The following is a 15,562-nucleotide window of genomic DNA, read 5'->3' as shown; positions in this document are numbered from 1 at the left end:
CCGCGGTCAAGTCCAATCGGGCGTCATGAAGCTATTTGTGCGGCTTGTTCAGTTCAAATGCAGTTTTTTGTGCGTCCGAGGCCTCGTTCTGGTGCAGGTTTTTCCAGTCTTCGTACGGCATGCCGTAGATAATCTCGCGCGATTCGTCCTTCGACAGCGGCACGCCCGCAGCCTCGGCGGCTTGGCGATACCAGTTCGACAGGCAGTTGCGGCAAAAACCCGCGAGATTCATCAGGTCGACATTCTGAACGTCGCTCCGTTCGCGCAAATGCGCGACAAGGCGGCGGAAGGCGGCAGCTTCGAATTCGGTCTGCTCTTCCTTGCTGTGTGCGGTCATCTCGCTCTCCTTCATTCGTAAGGGCCGGTGCGCGACACATGGACATCGTATTCGTGCAGCGCCGGATCGGCATTCATGGCCGCGAAGAGCGGAGCCAGGCGTTCGGCCCATTCGCAAATGCCGGCCTCGTTTCTGATCAGGTCCTGACGGATCTCGACGAGCGCATGCGGTATGCCGGTGACCATGCAGTGCCGGTACATCGTATCGCCTTTGAGTGCGCCGTCATACGGTTCGTTGTCGCCAACCACGAGATCGGGATCGCGGCTCAGCATGTCAAGCAGAGGGGCGACGGCGCGGCGGTCGCTGTCCCAGAGGACGGCGGCATGCCATGGCCGCGGTACGCCTTTCCAGGCAGGCGTATAGGAATGAAGCGAGAGCACGAGGGGCGCGTTGCCGGTCGCGTTGGCGACCTTGTCGATCGTCTCGGCAACGGCATTGTGATAGGGACGGTGGAACGCCTCGATGCGATAGTTCCACTCCTCATCTGTGATCGGATGATTGCCAGGAATGATCGCGCCGTCGGAAATTTTCATGATCAGCGTCGGGTCGTCCTCGCCGCGGTTCGGGTCGATTAAAAGCCGCGAAAAGCCGCCAAGAACGGCCGGTACCCCCAGCCTCGCGGAAAGCTCCCGCACCAGGCCTTCGATGCCTATGTCATAGGCGATATGGCGGGAGAAGGCGGATTCGGCAAGCCCGAGCCTACCATACCGTTCAGGCAGGCGGTTCATCGCGTGATCGCCCAGAATCACCATGCCGCTGTCATGATTTCCAGGTAGAATTTCGAAGGATTGGAAGGGACTCATCAGGGAATTGCCGATCGTCATGGCGCTCGCCGTCACTGATCGCATGCGCATGCTTCAGGTTCAAGCGCAATGCGCACCAGCCCGCGGCAAGTCAGTGATCACGAGCAGGTTAGAAAGGAATATAATCGATTAGCATCGCGTTGACATTCGTTTGATGGCGGCGCAAGAAGGCACGGACAACGAATAACCGTGGGAGCCATTCGGAAGCCGTGTTGATGCAAGCCGCACCAAGTTTCCTCACCCGGTCCGGGATTGCCCGTTTCGCCTTATTTGCATTCGCTGCCCTCTCACCGTTTTTCGCTGCCGATGTTGCGCGTGCCGATTTTCGCGTCTGCAACGGCACGCAGAACCTTGTGGGTGTGGCGATTGGATACCGTGCCAAGGACGGGTGGATCACTGAAGGTTGGTGGCAGGTCCCGGCAACGACCTGCGCGACGCTGATCGAAGGAGAATTGCAGTCGCGATACTATTACCTCTACGCAGAGGATGCCGCCCGGGGGGGACGTTGGACGGGCGACATCCAGATGTGCGTGGCGGAAAACGAGTTCAAGATCGCGGGCGTGCAGGACTGCTATGCCCGCGGTTATCAGAGGATGGGATTCAAGGAATATGACACGGGCCGCCAAGGCAGCTGGATGGTCCAACTTTCCGACACTCCCGGCACGCAAGAAAGTCCGAATTGATGAAGCGTAACCGCAAAGTGAAAATCCTCGCAACGCTCGGCCCCGCCTCGAGCGAAGAAGCGATGATCGAAAAGCTGCACCAGGCCGGTGCCGACGTTTTCCGTATCAACATGAGCCATGCAAGCCATGACGTGATGCGCACTCTGATCCAGCGTATTCGCGCGGTCGAAGCCCGCTCCGGTCGTCCGATCGGCATCCTGGCCGATTTGCAGGGACCGAAGCTTCGTGTCGGCAAGTTTGCGGAAACCAAGGTTGAACTAAAGCCGGGCCAGACCTTTACGCTCGACAACAATGACGCACCCGGCGATGAAAGCCGTGTCTTCCTGCCGCATCCGGAAATTCTTGAAGCCGTCAAACCCGGCCACCGTCTGCTGATCGATGATGGCAAGCTCGCATTGCGTGCCGAAAGGTGCGACGGAAAGAGCATCGTTACGACGGTCATTTCCGGCACGAAGATATCGGACCGCAAAGGCATCAGCCTTCCCGACACACTGCTGGGCGTCGGCGTTTTGACGGACAAGGACCGTACCGATCTCGATGCCGTTCTGGCGACCGATGACGTCGACTGGGTCGCGCTCTCTTTCGTCCAGCGCCCGGAAGATCTCGCGGAGGTCCGCAAGATCGCCAGGGGTCGGGTCGGCCTGATGTCGAAGATCGAGAAGCCCCAGGCAATCGAGCGCATCGAAGAAATCATCGAACTCTCGGATGCCTTGATGGTCGCCCGCGGCGATCTCGGCGTCGAGATGCCGCTCGAATCCGTTCCGGGCATCCAAAAGCAGTTGATCCGCGCCTGCCGCCGCTCCGGCAAGCCGGTCGTCGTCGCAACCCAGATGCTGGAATCGATGATCTCCGCGCCGGTGCCGACACGCGCCGAAGTCTCGGACGTCGCGACCGCCGTTTTCGAAGGCGCCGATGCCGTCATGCTTTCGGCTGAATCCGCCTCGGGCGACTATCCGGTCGAAGCCGTTGCGACGATGGCGTCGATTGCCAGCGCCATCGAGCGCGAACCTCATTATCCGGGCATCATCTATGCCCAGCGCGCCCAGCCGGAAGCAACCGGTGCCGATGCGATTTCTCTCGCCGCCCGCCAGATTGCCGAGACGCTGAAGCTTTCGGCGATCGTTTGTTACACCTCGTCTGGCACGACGGGCCTGCGCGCTTCGCGCGAGCGCCCGCAGGTGCCGGTGCTGGCACTCTCGCCGATCATCAAGACAGCCCGCCGGCTGGCGATCGTCTGGGGCCTGCACTGTGTCGTCACGCATGACGCGACCGATCTCGACGACATGGTCAACCGGGCCTGCCGCATCGTCGCCGGCGAAGGTTTCGGCAAGCCGGGCGACCGTATCATCATCTCGGCCGGCGTGCCGCTCGGAACGCCGGGCGCCACCAATATGCTCCGCATCGCCTATATCGGCTCGGACGGCCAAAGCGGCATGTGATCCGTTCGCGTTGGCTCGAACCAGCTCGCTGCCCCGGAAGGAAACGGGTTTTTCGTTTTCGGCTTGATCGCGGTCCCGGCAAATGCAAGCTTCCGATATCCGAGCTCTGGAGGGACTTATGGATATCGTCACGCTTCTTGCTTTCGCTGCCGTTTCCTTTGTCGGTATCGCAACGCCGGGGCCGACCGTGCTCCTGGCGCTGACCAACGGTTCGCGTTACGGCACTCGCCGGGCGATTGCCGGCATGCTCGGTGCCGTGCTTTCGGATTTCGTTCTGATCGGTGCTGTGGCGATCGGCCTCGGCGCGCTGCTTGCGGCCTCCGAATTCTGGTTCTCCGTGCTGAAATATTTGGGTGCCGCCTATCTTGCCTTTCTCGGCATCATGATGCTGCGCTCTCAAGGGACGATCGAAACGGCAATGAAGGTGGAAAGCGCCGGCAGCGCCGCTTCAGCCTTTTCGATCGGGCTGAAAAGCTTCATGGTGGCAGTCACGAATCCCAAGGGCTACCTATTCTTCTCGGCTTTCCTGCCGCAGTTCATCGATCCTGCGCTACCGCAGCCTGCTCAGTATGCGGTGCTTGCCGTCATCTTCGCCTCGATCGATTTCGTGATCATGTTCGGATACGCCGTCTTCGGTGCGCAGGCTGTCCGCCTGCTCAAGAATTCCGGCGCCATGTGGCTTGATCGTATCAGCGGCGGCGCACTCATCGCGCTTGCCGGGTCATTGGCATTTTATCGGCGCGCGACCACCTGACCTAGGGCAAGGAGACATGGCCGACGCGATAGATCTGGTCTCCGTTGGAGATCAACGGCATGTCGCGAAAAAGCGTGAAGCGCACAAGGCTCCAGCCGGACGGCTCGAAGGCGGATATCGAGGCCAGCACGCCGCGTCGCGCTGCTTCAGCATGTGACCGCGTGACCTCCTCCCTGCGGATTTCGGCAAGCGGCGCGTAGGCCGGGATCGGCAGAATATCGCAGCTTGCAAACTTTGCGGCTCGCAAGTCCGCGACCTCGGCATTCCATACCAGCCAGTGCCTTACCTTCGGCCAGCCGAAAGACTGCGTCAGCCCTTCGAAACCGGGCCCGGTGAGGAAATCGCTGGCGCCTTCCGGCTGCCTCCAAAGATAGAATGGAGCATAGAGGTTCTCCCGGCTGCCGAATTCGCCCTTGCGGGCGCTGAGGTAGGCCTTGAAGCCAAGATTCGAAAAGCCGTCCAGCATTGGCCCCTTGTCACGGATCCGGCGATCGATGATCGTCATGTCATAATCCGCCGGCAGCGTGAAGCCGTATTGCATGGCGATCATCGGGATGGCTCCATCGGCGCGCGCGCTCGGATTTGCCAACCTGGTTCCGTCATCGAGGCTTCGCCATTGGCGAATGACCATTCTTCCGGAGAGGTGGTATTGACCACGATCATCACATCTTCAGATCTCAGGCCCGGAGACTGCCCAAGCAGATCGGCCGCACGCCGGTAAAAGGCCTTGCGCATCCCGGTCGTGCGGGGCTTGCCCGCGGTGATGGAAAAGAGCACGAAATCGTCCGAACGCGGGCCCCCGAGATAGTGGCGGTCGAAGATCAGTTCACCAGGCTCATGCTGATGAATGACCTGAAAGCGGTCATTCGGAGGGACGTCGAACGTCTCGACCATGGCACGATGAATGTTGTCTGAGAGCGCACGGAGATAATCCGGCGACTTGCCTTCAGCAGAGAGATTCGAACGAAAGGCATTTGGAGCCTCCTTTTCCTTGCTAATCCAACCTTGACTTCATAATCCTCGCACGCCACGATGATGCTGAAAATCAGAATTTTGTGGATTAATTGTCCTGAAAAATGGGATTAAGCAATGCGTAGGATGGTCTTCGACCTCGATGTACTGCGAACCTTCGCGACCGGAATGGAACTCGGGAACTTTGCAAAGGCGGCGGACCGGCTTGGGCGCTCCACCTCGGCCGTCAGCGCACAGCTCAAGAAACTGGAGGAGCAGGCCGGTACGCCGATTTTCCGCAAGGCTGGCCGTGGCCTGGCGTTGACGGAGGCCGGCGAGACGATGCTCGCCTACACCCGACGGCTGCTTGACCTTAACGACGAAGCGGCAGTGGCCGTCCAAAACGTCGAGTTGGAAGGCTGGGTGCGGCTTGGCCTACAAGAGGACTTCGGCGAAAATCTGCTTCCCGATGTTCTCGGCCGTTTCGCCCGCGCCCATCCGAAGGTGCGGATCGAGGCGCGAGTCGTCCGCAACGCGGAACTGCTCGAGCGGGTCACAACGGGGAAACTCGATCTGGCGCTCGCTTGGAGCGATGCAACGCTGACCGCCCATTGCGAAAAGATCGGCGAGGTGCCGATGCGCTGGATCGGTCCTGCCGCAGGAGAGCCCGGCTGGAATGCCGCAAGCAGAGAGCCGCTGCCACTCGCCTCGCTGGAGGCGCCCTGTCTTCTGCGAACCGCCGCGACGAATGCGCTGGACAGGGCCAATATTGCCTGGCGGCTTGCCTTCGTCAGCCCGAGCCTCGGCGGGCTGTGGGCAGCGACCGCGGCCGGGTTGGGGGTGACAATACGCACGCCGATCGGCTTGCCGGCAAAGGTCAGGCCGCTGAAGCCTGCGGAACTGGGGTTGCCGGAGCTGCCGTCGTTGGGCCTCGTGCTTCACCGCTCCGAAGCTGACCCTGATCCGGCGACGGCACGGCTCGCTTCGATCTTGCTGCGGGCTGTCAGCGAGGCAATCTCGGACTTCTTGCCGCAACGGGTATCGGAGAATGCGTAGGCGTTAACTTCGCCGCGTTAGCCGTATTTCTCGAGAGCGGCGGCAAAGATATCCGCCTCGACATTGCCGCCTGAGGTCACGGCGATGACGGTGTCGCTTTCCAGGGCCTCGCCATGGAAAAGCGCAGCGGCAAGCGCAACCGCCCCGCCGGGCTCGACGACGATCTTCAGCCGTTTGAACGCGAGCGCCATGGCGCGCAGCGCCTCGTCGTCGGTGACGACAATGCCCGCCCCTGCGAGCCGCTGCAGGATCGGGAAGGTGATCATGCCGGGTTCCGGTGTCATGATTGCATCGCAGATCGTGCCCGTCATCGCCGCGTTGCGTTCGATCCTGCCGGAGGAAAGTGAACGCGTGGTGTCGTCGAAGTCTTTCGGCTCGCAGGGCCGCACGGTAAAGCCCGGCGCACTTGCTTCGAGCGCCAGCGCGATGCCGGACGTCAGCCCGCCGCCGCCGCAGGGAACAAGCACTTCTGCCGACTTCACGCCTTCCTCTTCTGCCTGTTCGGCAATTTCAAGCCCCGTCGTGCCCTGGCCGGCAATCACCAACGGCTCGTCGAAAGGCCTGATCAGAGTGAGGCCGCGCTCAGCCGAAAACCGGGCGCCGATCGCATCGCGATCCCCATTTGCGCGGTCGTAAAGTACGACTTCGGCACCAAAAGCGCGGGTATTGTCGATCTTCAGCGCCGGGGCGTCGGACGGCATGATGATAACGGAGGGAATGCCGTGAAGCTTTGCGGCAAGGGCGACGCCCTGCGCGTGGTTGCCGGACGAAAAGGCGATAACGCCTTTCGCACGTACTGTAGGATCAAGGCCGGAAACGGCCGACCAGCCGCCGCGAAACTTGAACGAGCCCGAATGCTGCAGACATTCCGCCTTCACGAAGACATGCCTTCGGGCGATCTCGTTGAGGAATGGGGAAGAAAGAAGCGGCGTTCGCCGTGCATGGCCCCGGAGACGGGCGCGAGCGGCGACGATCATTTCAATGCTGGCCATTATGAGCTCTTTCGGCTGATAGTTCATCCATGAATATGATGCCCGCCTTCACTTGTGAACGCGGACTTTGTCACCGTGACACAAAAGCCGGCACTTTCGCATCAGCGGTGTCAGCCATGCCGATGATGCGCCGGCGCCGGAAGTCGGTCGGGCTCGTGCCGGTCACGCGCAGGAACTCGCGATTGAAGTTCGATTTGCTGATGAAGCCGGAATCGAACATCACGCGCGTCACCGGTTCATCCGTCTTGATCAGTTGATCGCAGGCCGAACGGATGCGGAACTCATTGACATATTGCGAGACGCTGACGCCGTGGATACGGTTGACGGCAATCGATACGCGGCGGGCAGGCAGGCTCATCTTTCGCGCAATACGGTTAAGGTTGAGCTCGGGATCGCGATAGATCTCGCGCGATTGCATCAGTGCATCGAGGGAGGCGGCAACTGCGCCGTCCTCTTCCGTCGGCATTAGCGGCGGGGCGGGCGGTGTTTCCAGGCTCTGCTCCTCCGCCGGTTGGGCGCCGCTGGCGATGGACGCGGCGCCCCCGAGAACGAGGAGCGTGATGACGTTGCCGAGCGCCACGATGGCACCGCCATGTGTGCCGCCGGTGCGGTCGAAATCCAGGCTGATGTAGATATCGGCGACTGCGGCAGCAATGAGCGCCGCTGCGGTGATCAGGAGCGAACGGTAGGAAAGTAGCGCGCCGTCCAGCCGCGATGCGATAAGCCCGTCCGGGCCATGGCGCGCGAGCCAGAGCAGGGCCGCTCCATAGCCAAGGAAGATGAAGATCAAGGCAACGCCCATCGGCTCGCGCCAAAATACCAGCAGGGCGGCGATTAGAACCGCTGGAAGGGCGTGAGGCCACAAGTGAGCGAATGAGCGCGGCCCTTCCAGCGTGAGGCTCCGGAAGCTAACCCAGGCGAGTGCAGCAATCGTCGCTGCCAGAATGGCTTGTACCGGCATGATCGCGAGGACGTCGTAGCCCCAGCGAATTCCGATCAGCACGGACTGCAGCGCGTAGATGCCGATGAGAAGCAGGAACGGCCGCTTTTCCGGCGCACGCCAGTCCTCCTGCCGCAGCAGGCGGATCTGGACGATGAAGAGCAGCAGGGCAACGACGAAGGGAAGCGGAACAAAGATCATGAGGCGGCGTCCGGGTTCGATGGCTCGATATCAGCACGACAGTGGCCCTGATCGCAATTGCAGGCGACCCGGATCATGATTCAGGTCTCAACAACGAGGACTGAAGGCAACCTGATATGGCCGGTCTTTTCGACGGCACCATTAAGGAAAAAGCAATGTCGATAGTCCTGTCCATTCCCCTGTTTTTCATGTGCTGATATCCAGTTTCGCTGATGTGAGGCCGCTCGGCGAGACCCTTGATGTTTCCAGCATCCGCACGATCGTGATCATTGGCGATGCAAGCTCAATCAAGATCACCACGAAATCCGATGAGCCCGATCGTGCAGCAACCAGCGGCCGCCTGAGCGGCTGGTTTTCATCCTGGTATTCGAGCTGGTTCTTCAATCTCTGCAAGGACGAAAGCCGGGCAGAAATTGACGGAGCGACATTGACGATCGACGTAGCGATGTCGGCCTGGAGCGACATTGCCGATTGCTCGCCGGAAATATCGGCGAATGTCCCGCTCGGCAGCGCCGTGCGCATCGAGCAAGAGGTATTCGTGGCGAAACTGAACGGCGACGTGGCAAGTCTTGGCACATCGGGAAAGGCGGCGGACATCACACTCGACGGCCACGCTTCCAGCGTCGATATCTCCGGCGCTGCCGTTCGCGCAAACCTCACCTACGATGCCGAAACGCGACGAAAAGATCGAGATCGCCGCGCAGTCGCTCGATGGCTATCTCCGATAGGGCAAGGATGTCCCAGTCGATTGCACCGTGACCGCCAAGGCGTCCTACATTGACAGCCTCGTTCCAAGCGTCCCGGGCACGCGCCCGCTGGTGAACATCAAAGGAGATTATGTACGCGCCCGGATCCGGTAGCCCAGCCGGCGCTCAATATCCCTTTGCCGCACCCTCGGTGGCGCGGCTATCCATCGCACCATAATAGCGTGCGCCGCCACCCTTCCCGATATCGGCAAGGCTCTTGCCGCCGACAAGGATGCCAGCCGCCTGGCCCCATTGGGGCGGACCACTGCCATCGTCGAAGCTGTAGCCCATGGCGGCGAGCGTCTTTATCGTATCCGGAGAAAGGGTATAGGGTTCGAGGTAGATCCTGTCCGGCTGCCATTGATGATGGATGCGCGGTGCATTGACGGCCTGGCTGATGTCCATGCCGAAATCGATGACGTTCAGGATCGCTTCCAGAGTGATGGTGATGATGCGCGAGCCGCCGGGGCTGCCGATCACCATGAAGGGCTTGCCGTCCCTGGAGATGATCGTCGGGCTCATGGAAGAGAGCGGCGTCTTCTTCGGCGCGATGGCGTTGGCCTCTCCCTGGACGAGCCCGTAGAGGTTGGGCACGCCCGGCTTCGAGGTGAAGTCGTCCATTTCGTTGTTGAGCAGAATACCGGTGCCGGGGGCAACCACGCCGGCACCGAAGGAGCCGTTCAGCGTATAAGTGACGGCAACCGCGTTGCCCTCGTCGTCGATGATCGAATAATGAGTGGTTTCAACGCTTTCCTTGGCCCCGAGCGGCTTCAGGTTGACGGATTTACCGGCCTTGTAGGGGTCGATCTTCTCGCGGATTTCCTTGGCATAGCCTTTGTCCAGAAGCTTCGAAACCGGGTTGTCGACGAAGTCCGGATCACCAAGTGCGGCATTGCGGTCGACGTAAGCGTAACGCATGGCCTCGACCATGGCGCGGACTGTCTCGGACGAACCATAACCCATGTAGGAAAGCGGGTAGCCCTCCAGCACGTTCAGGATCTCGCAGATGATGACGCCGCCGGAAGAGGGGGGCGGCGAGGAGACGATGTCGTAGCCACGGTAGTTGCATTCGACCGGCTTTAATTCGCGCACGCTATACTGCTCGAAATCTTCCTTCGCCAGAACGCCGCCCTTCGCCTGGCTTGCCTTTACGATCGCCTCGGCAGGTGCGGCCTTGTAGAAGGCGTCCGTGCCCTTCTCGGAAATACCGGACAGCACCGCGGCGAGCTCGGGCTGCAGGAGCTTTTCTCCCGCGGAATAAGTTTTGCCATCCGGCTTCAGGAAGATCTTTGCGGCAGCTTCATCTTTTGCGAGGCGCTTTGCGCTTGAGGCGAAAGTCGCGGCGTCGCCCTGTTCCAACGTAAAGCCGTCCTTGGCAAAGCGGATCGCCGGCGCCAGTAACTCGGCGCGGGGTTTGGTGCCATAGCGCTCACGCGCCGTTTCGAAACCCATGACCGAGCCCGGTACTCCAACGGCGAGATAGCCGTCCAGGCTGGCGCTCGGAACGACATCGCCTTTGGCATCAAGATACATGGTCTTGGTGGCGGCAAGCGGTGCCCGCTCACGAAAATCGAGGAAGGTTGTCTTGCCGTCCTTCAGCCGGATCGTCATGAAGCCGCCGCCGCCGATATTGCCCGCTGTCGGATAAACGACTGCCAGCGCGTAGCCGACCGCCACTGCCGCATCCACGGCATTGCCGCCTCCCTTCAGGATCTCGACACCGACATCCGTCGCCAGATGCTGTGCGGTTACGACCATGCCATGTTCGGCTTCGACGGGCGCAGGCGAGGCGGCGAAAGCCGGTGCGAGCGGCGAGACGACAAAGGCAAAAGCGGTAAATAGCGAAATGGCTTTAATGCGCAAGCGTGCCATCACTTCCCCTCCAAACCATCAAATTATCCGGAGGGATATGGTTTCGTTTTGGCGGTGCGCAAGTCCGTTCAGGCGGCAATTGCGCTGCCGCCTGACAACCTTTCTTCGGCAACGCGCACGGCGGCCTCAAGATCGCGCGGCATTCCGGCGATATTTTCCAGTGCGGCGATGGCGACATCGGTTGCGAGATAGTCAGGCTTATGGCCGACGCCCTTGATCTTCAGCAGTTTCGAGCCGGCGATGTCGCGGGCAAGGCCCTGGGAATGCAGGTGCTCCCAGACGATGCCGTCGCTGTCGCCGGTAATGATGACGGTCGGTGCCGTGATGCGGCTATAGAAGGGCGATTGCGCCTTCAGATATTCAAGCAACCTGATGAAATCGGTGGCGTTGGCATGGAAGGTCTTCGGCCGCAACACCAGGGACGGCCCAGTCTTTGAGATGTAATCGGCCGGGCGCGGATTGGGCCGGAAGACATTAAGCGTAACCTGCTCCAGCCGCCACAGGCCCAGTGGTACGACAACAACGCGACTAAAGAGCCAGCCGATCAGCGGCACGGTCGCGATGTGATAGTACCAGTCGATGCCGCCCGGCCATGGATGAGTCGCCGGGGCAAGGAAGAGGAGACCGGCGGTCTTTTGCGGATGGTGCACGCCGAAGGCTGCGGCGATTGCACCGCCGAAGGAGTGACCGACGATGATCGCCTTTTCAATCCCGCGCTTTTCCATGAGCTTTGCGATCGCATCCGCTTGGCCGGAGGGGAAAGCATTCTCCGGTCCTCCACGTTCCGAATAGCCATGTCCGGGACGGTCGACGAAGAGCATTTCCGCGCGCCCTTCGAGCGGCAGCAAGAAGGCGCCGATCTGGTCGAGCAGGTTGCCGCTCGCGCCGTGGATAAAGACCAGGGGCGGTAGGTCGGCAGTGTCGGGGCGGGGGATGTGCACGGCGTTCATCCTGTAGCCGTCGATATCGGCCAGTTCGCCGATATTGGGAAATGCCTGTTCAAACTGCCGGGCTTTGTAAGACGAATAGCCGATTGCGGCAGCGATGGGGACGAGAATGGCGGAAATTTCGGCAAGCATGGCTTTGAACCGGCAACAGTTACGGCACCAATCCGTAAGATTGCGCATGCCGGTTCGGCGTCAAGATCAGGTCCGGCTTCCGGCGAGTTTTTCGGAGAGCGTATTTGCCTGCTGCTGCGCCGCGCGGTTTGCGGGGTAGACCTCCAGGAAGCGCTCCCAGGCTTTCAAGGTGAGTTGGTCATTGCCCGACATATTGAGAATCGTCGCCAATCCCGACAGTGCACCGAAGTGGCGCGGCTCGAGATTGAGCACGTGCTCTATGTCGGACATCGACTTGCGATAGTTGCCCATGGCGTAATTCAGCGTTGCGCGGCGATTCCAGCTTTCGGCGTAGTCAGGTTTCAGCGCAATCGCCTGATCGAGGAAATCAAGGGCTGCAGGATTGCGCTTTTCCTCGATCGCCTTGTCGGCCCACTGCATCAGCAAGTTCACAGTGGCGCTGCCGGAATTATTCCACTGGAGGCGGATTTCCTCCGCAATGCCGCTTGCCTTGTCCGGATCGCGCTCGCGCTTCAGCTGGGCATAGAGATTGTCGAGATGCTGTTTCGGAGAGGAGTTGGCATCCGGCTGCTCGATAATAACTTCCTTGTCCGCGGCAGCGGCAGGGAAAGCAGGAGCAAGGAAACCGAGAGCAAGCGGCAGCGCCGCGCAGGTCAAAGCAAAAAAGCGCATGGCGGACAATGTAGCCCGCCAGCGCCGAAGATCAAAGAAAATTTGATGTGATCACCGAAGCGACCCTAACGGAAAAGCCCGCAGCACATAAACGCGCAGGCGTAATCCGGCTCACGCTATGATCAGCCCTGACGAGCCTTGTAGCGCGGGTTCAGCTTGTTGATGATGTAGATGCGGCCCTTGCGGCGAACCAGACGGTTGTCACGGTGGCGAGCCTTGAGCGACTTGAGCGAATTCTTGATCTTCATTTTTCTGATCCGCGATCTCTGTGGGGGAATGTCACATTCGCCCGTATCTTTTAAACAATCAAAAAGCGCGTCTGTGCGCGCTCTTTAGGTTGGGCGTGCAGATAACCCGGCCTCATGTCTGTGTCAACCACATGAAGGCTTTTTCTCGGGCAAAAACCTAGGCTTTCCCCGTCAGTACCGTCACATGCCCCATCTTACGGCCGGGGCGGGATTCGGTCTTGCCATAGAGGTGGACGAAGGTATCGCGGCGTTTCAGCCATTCCGGAAGGCTCAAGATATCGTCACCGATCAGGTTCTGCATCACGCATTCGGAATGACGGTTCGCGTTGCCGAGCGGCAGGCCGCCGACGGCACGGATGTGCTGCTCGAACTGCGAGACAACGCAAGCTGCCTCGGTCCAGTGGCCGGAATTATGGACGCGCGGGGCCATCTCGTTGGCGATCAGGTTGCCGTCTGCGAGCACGAAGAATTCGATACCGATGACACCGACATAGCCGAGCGAGGTGAGGATTGCTTCCGCCGCCCGGTGTGCAGCCGCGGCGGTTGCCTCTGAAATCGACGCTGGCACCGTCGACGTGTGCAGAATGCCGTTGCGATGGACGTTTTCCGCCGGATCGAAGGCGACGACGGTGCCGTTCGCCGCGCGGGCGGCGATGACCGAAATCTCGCGCTCGAAGGCGACGAAGCTCTCCAGAATCAGCGGCACGCCGCCAAGGCCGGCATAGACGCCTTCCGCGCTGTCGGCGGCGGAACGGAATACCTTCTGGCCCTTGCCGTCATAGCCGAGGCGGCGCGTCTTGAGCACGCCCTGGCCGCCGAAGTCCTTCAGCGCTGTGTCAAGCTCGCTTTGGCTGTCGACGGCGTGAAAGCGCGCGGTCGGGATGCTGCATTCATTGATGAAGCGTTTTTCGACGAGACGGTCTTGTGCCACTTCCAACGCCTTAGGCGGGGGGTAGACGGGAACGTCCCTTGCCAAGGCCTCGGCAGCGGAAACCGGCACATTCTCGAATTCGTAGGTCACGACGTCACAGGACTTTGCGAGTTCGGCCAGCGCGGCAGGATCGTCATAGGCCGCAACGATCTGACGGTTGGCGGCCTGCGCGGCGGGACAATCGGCCTGCGGTTCCAGGATGATCGTGCGGAAGTTCAGCCGTGCTGCGGCCATCGCAAGCATGCGGCCGAGCTGGCCGCCGCCGATGATGCCGATCGTCTTTGCCGTCATAGGTTGTCCATGGGATATTCGGCAATCGAGGCGCTTTGCCGTTCGCGGTATTCATCGAGACGCTCGGCAATATCCTCGTCCGAAAGCGCAAGAACGGCGGCGGCCAAGAGTGCTGCGTTGATTGCACCTGCCTTGCCGATCGCAAGAGTGCCGACCGGAATGCCGCCTGGCATCTGGACGATGGAAAGAAGGCTGTCCTGGCCGGACATCGTCTTCGACTGGACGGGAACGCCGAAAACCGGAAGCGGCGTCAGCGCGGCCGTCATGCCGGGAAGGTGGGCGGCGCCGCCCGCACCGGCGATGATCACCTTGAAGCCCTCGTCGCGCGCGGTCTTGGCAAAATTCACCATGCGCTCGGGCGTCCGGTGCGCCGAAATAATGCGCGCTTCATAGGGAATTTCCAGCGCCTCCAGCGTGTCGGCGGCGTTTTTCATGGTCTCCCAGTCGGACTGGCTGCCCATGATGATGGCGACGGGCGGTCTGTCTGTCAGCGTCAACGGCATTACCCTTTCAGGCGATGATATCCGGAATGATCTGGTCTTCCAGCTTCGTCAGCTTGTCCTTGATGGCGAGCTTCTTCTTTTTCATGCGCTGGATGCGCAGCGCGTCGCATCCCATGGCAATCATGGCGTTGATCGCGGCGTCGTAATCCTCGTGCTCCTGACGCAAGCGCGCTGCCATGAGCCTGATTTCCGCCTGTTCCTGATCGGCCATTCGTATTCCCCATAGTCGTCTTCGGACGTTGTCCGGCCTGCCGATGATTTCCGCAAGCTCCTATCACCAAATAGCGGCAGCGGCTAGTTGGTGTTGATCATGAATTTGCCATGGACTGAGCACGTTTTCGCCTTCGACAAGGATGTAAAAATGTGTCACATTCCAAAAGTTGACGCCTAGAACTCCAGCGATGGATGGCTGGGGAAGGCAAGAGGAAGGAAGGGTCAAATGACTGTTCAAGCTCATCTTGAGTCACTCGAAAAAAAGCATGTAGCTCTTGAGGAGGAGTTACATTCGCTGATGGCATCCCCCTCCAGAAAAGACACCGACATTGCGGATTGCAAGCGCAGAAAGCTGCGCATCAAAGACGAAATCCAACGTCTGAAATCATCCGTTCACTAAGCGATAATGCCGATTGCCGGCGCGCTGATCCTGCAGCATAAAGAGGATAAAATCCAATCTTTCAAACGGGTTAGTTAATAACCGGCGATTTTTTGAAAAATCATGCGCCAGTCCCAAACACTGCGGAGTTGGGCTGGCGCATTTCTTTTGGACGAACGCGTTCACGCCCAGAATTGATCAAGCCACAGATTGAGTTTGTCGAAGCCTCGATTGTTGACCGCATAGATGCGCCTCGTGCCCTCGGAGGTTACCGATACGAGGTTGCTGTCAAGCAGCGCCTTCAGATGCTGCGAAACCGCCGGCCGGCTGATCGGCAGGCTTTCGGCAAGTTCGTTGACCGTTCTCGGCGCGCGCCGCAACTGCTCCAGCAGGAACCGCCGGTTCGGATCTGATATCGCGGCGAAAGGGTCGGTGGTCGACATGGCGAAAAGCTACGTCAAAGGCAGCCTCC

At 60.2% G+C, this 15,562-nt stretch carries 19 protein-coding genes and 1 pseudogene; 6 read left to right on the top strand and 14 right to left on the bottom strand.

The window, feature by feature from the left end:
• Positions 1–31: 31 nt before the first annotated feature.
• Entirely contained in the window at positions 32–337 is a 306-nt protein-coding gene (locus RGR602_RS17110) for a DUF1244 domain-containing protein (protein WP_039846988.1), read from the bottom strand.
• An 11-nt stretch (positions 338–348) separates the two neighbouring features.
• Positions 349–1,140 carry an N-formylglutamate amidohydrolase gene (locus RGR602_RS17105; RefSeq protein WP_039846987.1) on the bottom strand — a complete coding sequence of 264 codons (792 nt, stop codon included), beginning with the start codon at positions 1,138–1,140 and terminating at the stop codon, positions 349–351.
• Between the two features lie 215 nt (positions 1,141–1,355).
• Here RGR602_RS17105 and RGR602_RS17100 point away from each other — a divergent pair, with 215 nt between their 5' ends.
• The 3 genes from RGR602_RS17100 (at position 1,356) to RGR602_RS17090 (ending at position 4,016) form a co-directional block, all read left to right on the top strand.
• Positions 1,356–1,823: a DUF1036 domain-containing protein gene (locus RGR602_RS17100; RefSeq protein WP_022715823.1), complete on the top strand. Its 468-nt coding sequence runs from the start codon at positions 1,356–1,358 to the stop codon at positions 1,821–1,823.
• The gene (pyk, locus tag RGR602_RS17095; RefSeq protein WP_039846065.1) at positions 1,823–3,262 is read left to right on the top strand and encodes a pyruvate kinase; all 1,440 of its coding nucleotides are present in this window, start codon (positions 1,823–1,825) and stop codon (positions 3,260–3,262) included. The genes RGR602_RS17100 and pyk overlap by 1 nt, the downstream gene beginning before the upstream one ends.
• A gap of 118 nt (positions 3,263–3,380) precedes the next feature.
• Positions 3,381–4,016, top strand: coding sequence for a LysE family translocator (locus tag RGR602_RS17090; protein ID WP_039846064.1), 636 nt, complete (start codon positions 3,381–3,383; stop codon positions 4,014–4,016).
• Position 4,017: 1 nt separating this feature from the next.
• Here the strand turns inward: RGR602_RS17090 and RGR602_RS17085 are convergent, their stop codons facing one another.
• Positions 4,018–4,566: a DUF4865 family protein gene (locus tag RGR602_RS17085; RefSeq protein WP_039846063.1), complete on the bottom strand. Its 549-nt coding sequence runs from the start codon at positions 4,564–4,566 to the stop codon at positions 4,018–4,020.
• Positions 4,563–4,990, bottom strand: a pseudogene (locus tag RGR602_RS17080) (tautomerase family protein). Before RGR602_RS17080 ends, RGR602_RS17085 begins: the two are co-directional and overlap by 4 nt.
• 115 nt (positions 4,991–5,105) lie before the next feature.
• Here RGR602_RS17080 and RGR602_RS17075 point away from each other — a divergent pair.
• Positions 5,106–6,023, top strand: coding sequence for a LysR substrate-binding domain-containing protein (locus RGR602_RS17075; protein WP_039846062.1), 918 nt, complete (start codon positions 5,106–5,108; stop codon positions 6,021–6,023).
• Between the two features lie 17 nt (positions 6,024–6,040).
• Here RGR602_RS17075 and RGR602_RS17070 read toward each other — a convergent pair whose 3' ends face one another.
• Positions 6,041–7,015 (bottom strand): threonine ammonia-lyase, encoded by a 975-nt coding sequence (locus tag RGR602_RS17070; protein ID WP_039846986.1) that lies wholly within the window; start codon positions 7,013–7,015, stop codon positions 6,041–6,043.
• Positions 7,016–7,085: 70 nt separating this feature from the next.
• Complete coding sequence (locus tag RGR602_RS17065; protein WP_039846061.1) at positions 7,086–8,156, bottom strand: helix-turn-helix domain-containing protein; 1,071 nt, start codon at positions 8,154–8,156, stop codon at positions 7,086–7,088.
• Between the two features lie 190 nt (positions 8,157–8,346).
• Here RGR602_RS17065 and RGR602_RS17060 point away from each other — a divergent pair, with 190 nt between their 5' ends.
• Positions 8,347–8,937 carry a hypothetical protein gene (locus RGR602_RS17060; RefSeq protein ID WP_223843955.1) on the top strand — a complete coding sequence of 197 codons (591 nt, stop codon included), beginning with the start codon at positions 8,347–8,349 and terminating at the stop codon, positions 8,935–8,937.
• Positions 8,938–9,028: 91 nt separating this feature from the next.
• Here the strand turns inward: RGR602_RS17060 and ggt are convergent, their stop codons facing one another.
• From ggt to RGR602_RS17025, 7 genes are all read right to left on the bottom strand, one after another.
• Positions 9,029–10,774, bottom strand: a complete 1,746-nt coding sequence (ggt, locus tag RGR602_RS17055; protein WP_039846060.1) for a gamma-glutamyltransferase — start codon at positions 10,772–10,774, stop codon at positions 9,029–9,031.
• Between the two features lie 68 nt (positions 10,775–10,842).
• Complete coding sequence (locus RGR602_RS17050) at positions 10,843–11,853, bottom strand: alpha/beta hydrolase (RefSeq protein ID WP_052451611.1); 1,011 nt, start codon at positions 11,851–11,853, stop codon at positions 10,843–10,845.
• A gap of 66 nt (positions 11,854–11,919) precedes the next feature.
• Complete coding sequence (locus RGR602_RS17045) at positions 11,920–12,534, bottom strand: tetratricopeptide repeat protein (protein WP_039846059.1); 615 nt, start codon at positions 12,532–12,534, stop codon at positions 11,920–11,922.
• 113 nt (positions 12,535–12,647) lie between these two features.
• Positions 12,648–12,773, bottom strand: coding sequence for a type B 50S ribosomal protein L36 (ykgO, locus tag RGR602_RS17040; RefSeq protein WP_003582204.1), 126 nt, complete (start codon positions 12,771–12,773; stop codon positions 12,648–12,650).
• 157 nt (positions 12,774–12,930) lie between these two features.
• Positions 12,931–13,995: a 5-(carboxyamino)imidazole ribonucleotide synthase gene (locus RGR602_RS17035; protein WP_039846058.1), complete on the bottom strand. Its 1,065-nt coding sequence runs from the start codon at positions 13,993–13,995 to the stop codon at positions 12,931–12,933.
• On the bottom strand, positions 13,992–14,486 hold the full coding sequence (gene purE / locus RGR602_RS17030; protein WP_028739727.1) for a 5-(carboxyamino)imidazole ribonucleotide mutase: 495 nt from the start codon (positions 14,484–14,486) through the stop codon (positions 13,992–13,994). Before purE ends, RGR602_RS17035 begins: the two co-directional genes overlap by 4 nt.
• A gap of 19 nt (positions 14,487–14,505) precedes the next feature.
• Complete coding sequence (locus tag RGR602_RS17025) at positions 14,506–14,709, bottom strand: YdcH family protein (protein WP_027508067.1); 204 nt, start codon at positions 14,707–14,709, stop codon at positions 14,506–14,508.
• A 228-nt stretch (positions 14,710–14,937) separates the two neighbouring features.
• Between RGR602_RS17025 and RGR602_RS35855 the strand changes: the two genes are divergently transcribed.
• Complete coding sequence (locus RGR602_RS35855; protein ID WP_022715810.1) at positions 14,938–15,111, top strand: YdcH family protein; 174 nt, start codon at positions 14,938–14,940, stop codon at positions 15,109–15,111.
• Between the two features lie 161 nt (positions 15,112–15,272).
• Here the strand turns inward: RGR602_RS35855 and RGR602_RS17015 are convergent, their stop codons facing one another.
• Positions 15,273–15,533, bottom strand: a complete 261-nt coding sequence (locus RGR602_RS17015; RefSeq protein WP_022715809.1) for an ArsR/SmtB family transcription factor — start codon at positions 15,531–15,533, stop codon at positions 15,273–15,275.
• Positions 15,534–15,562: the final 29 nt, after the last annotated feature.

Origin of the sequence: Rhizobium gallicum bv. gallicum R602sp, from assembly GCF_000816845.1 — a bacterium.
GTDB lineage: Bacteria > Pseudomonadota > Alphaproteobacteria > Rhizobiales > Rhizobiaceae > Rhizobium > Rhizobium gallicum.
Note: the sequence above shows the minus strand (reverse complement) of the source record. Positions and strands in the feature narration are given on the sequence as shown.

Coding starts and splice junctions, on each gene's coding strand:
- pyk (WP_039846065.1), top strand. CDS start 1,823: ATGAAGCGTAACCGCAAAGTGAAAATCCTCGCAACGCTCGGCCCCGCC.
- RGR602_RS17070 (WP_039846986.1), bottom strand. CDS start 7,015: ATGGCCAGCATTGAAATGATCGTCGCCGCTCGCGCCCGTCTCCGGGGC.
- RGR602_RS17110 (WP_039846988.1), bottom strand. CDS start 337: ATGACCGCACACAGCAAGGAAGAGCAGACCGAATTCGAAGCTGCCGCC.
- RGR602_RS17105 (WP_039846987.1), bottom strand. CDS start 1,140: ATGAGTCCCTTCCAATCCTTCGAAATTCTACCTGGAAATCATGACAGC.
- RGR602_RS17050 (WP_052451611.1), bottom strand. CDS start 11,853: ATGCTTGCCGAAATTTCCGCCATTCTCGTCCCCATCGCTGCCGCAATC.
- RGR602_RS35855 (WP_022715810.1), top strand. CDS start 14,938: ATGACTGTTCAAGCTCATCTTGAGTCACTCGAAAAAAAGCATGTAGCT.
- RGR602_RS17025 (WP_027508067.1), bottom strand. CDS start 14,709: ATGGCCGATCAGGAACAGGCGGAAATCAGGCTCATGGCAGCGCGCTTG.
- RGR602_RS17035 (WP_039846058.1), bottom strand. CDS start 13,995: ATGACGGCAAAGACGATCGGCATCATCGGCGGCGGCCAGCTCGGCCGC.
- RGR602_RS17015 (WP_022715809.1), bottom strand. CDS start 15,533: ATGTCGACCACCGACCCTTTCGCCGCGATATCAGATCCGAACCGGCGG.
- RGR602_RS17100 (WP_022715823.1), top strand. CDS start 1,356: ATGCAAGCCGCACCAAGTTTCCTCACCCGGTCCGGGATTGCCCGTTTC.
- ggt (WP_039846060.1), bottom strand. CDS start 10,774: ATGGCACGCTTGCGCATTAAAGCCATTTCGCTATTTACCGCTTTTGCC.
- ykgO (WP_003582204.1), bottom strand. CDS start 12,773: ATGAAGATCAAGAATTCGCTCAAGTCGCTCAAGGCTCGCCACCGTGAC.
- RGR602_RS17065 (WP_039846061.1), bottom strand. CDS start 8,156: ATGATCTTTGTTCCGCTTCCCTTCGTCGTTGCCCTGCTGCTCTTCATC.
- RGR602_RS17085 (WP_039846063.1), bottom strand. CDS start 4,566: ATGATCGCCATGCAATACGGCTTCACGCTGCCGGCGGATTATGACATG.
- RGR602_RS17090 (WP_039846064.1), top strand. CDS start 3,381: ATGGATATCGTCACGCTTCTTGCTTTCGCTGCCGTTTCCTTTGTCGGT.
- RGR602_RS17075 (WP_039846062.1), top strand. CDS start 5,106: ATGCGTAGGATGGTCTTCGACCTCGATGTACTGCGAACCTTCGCGACC.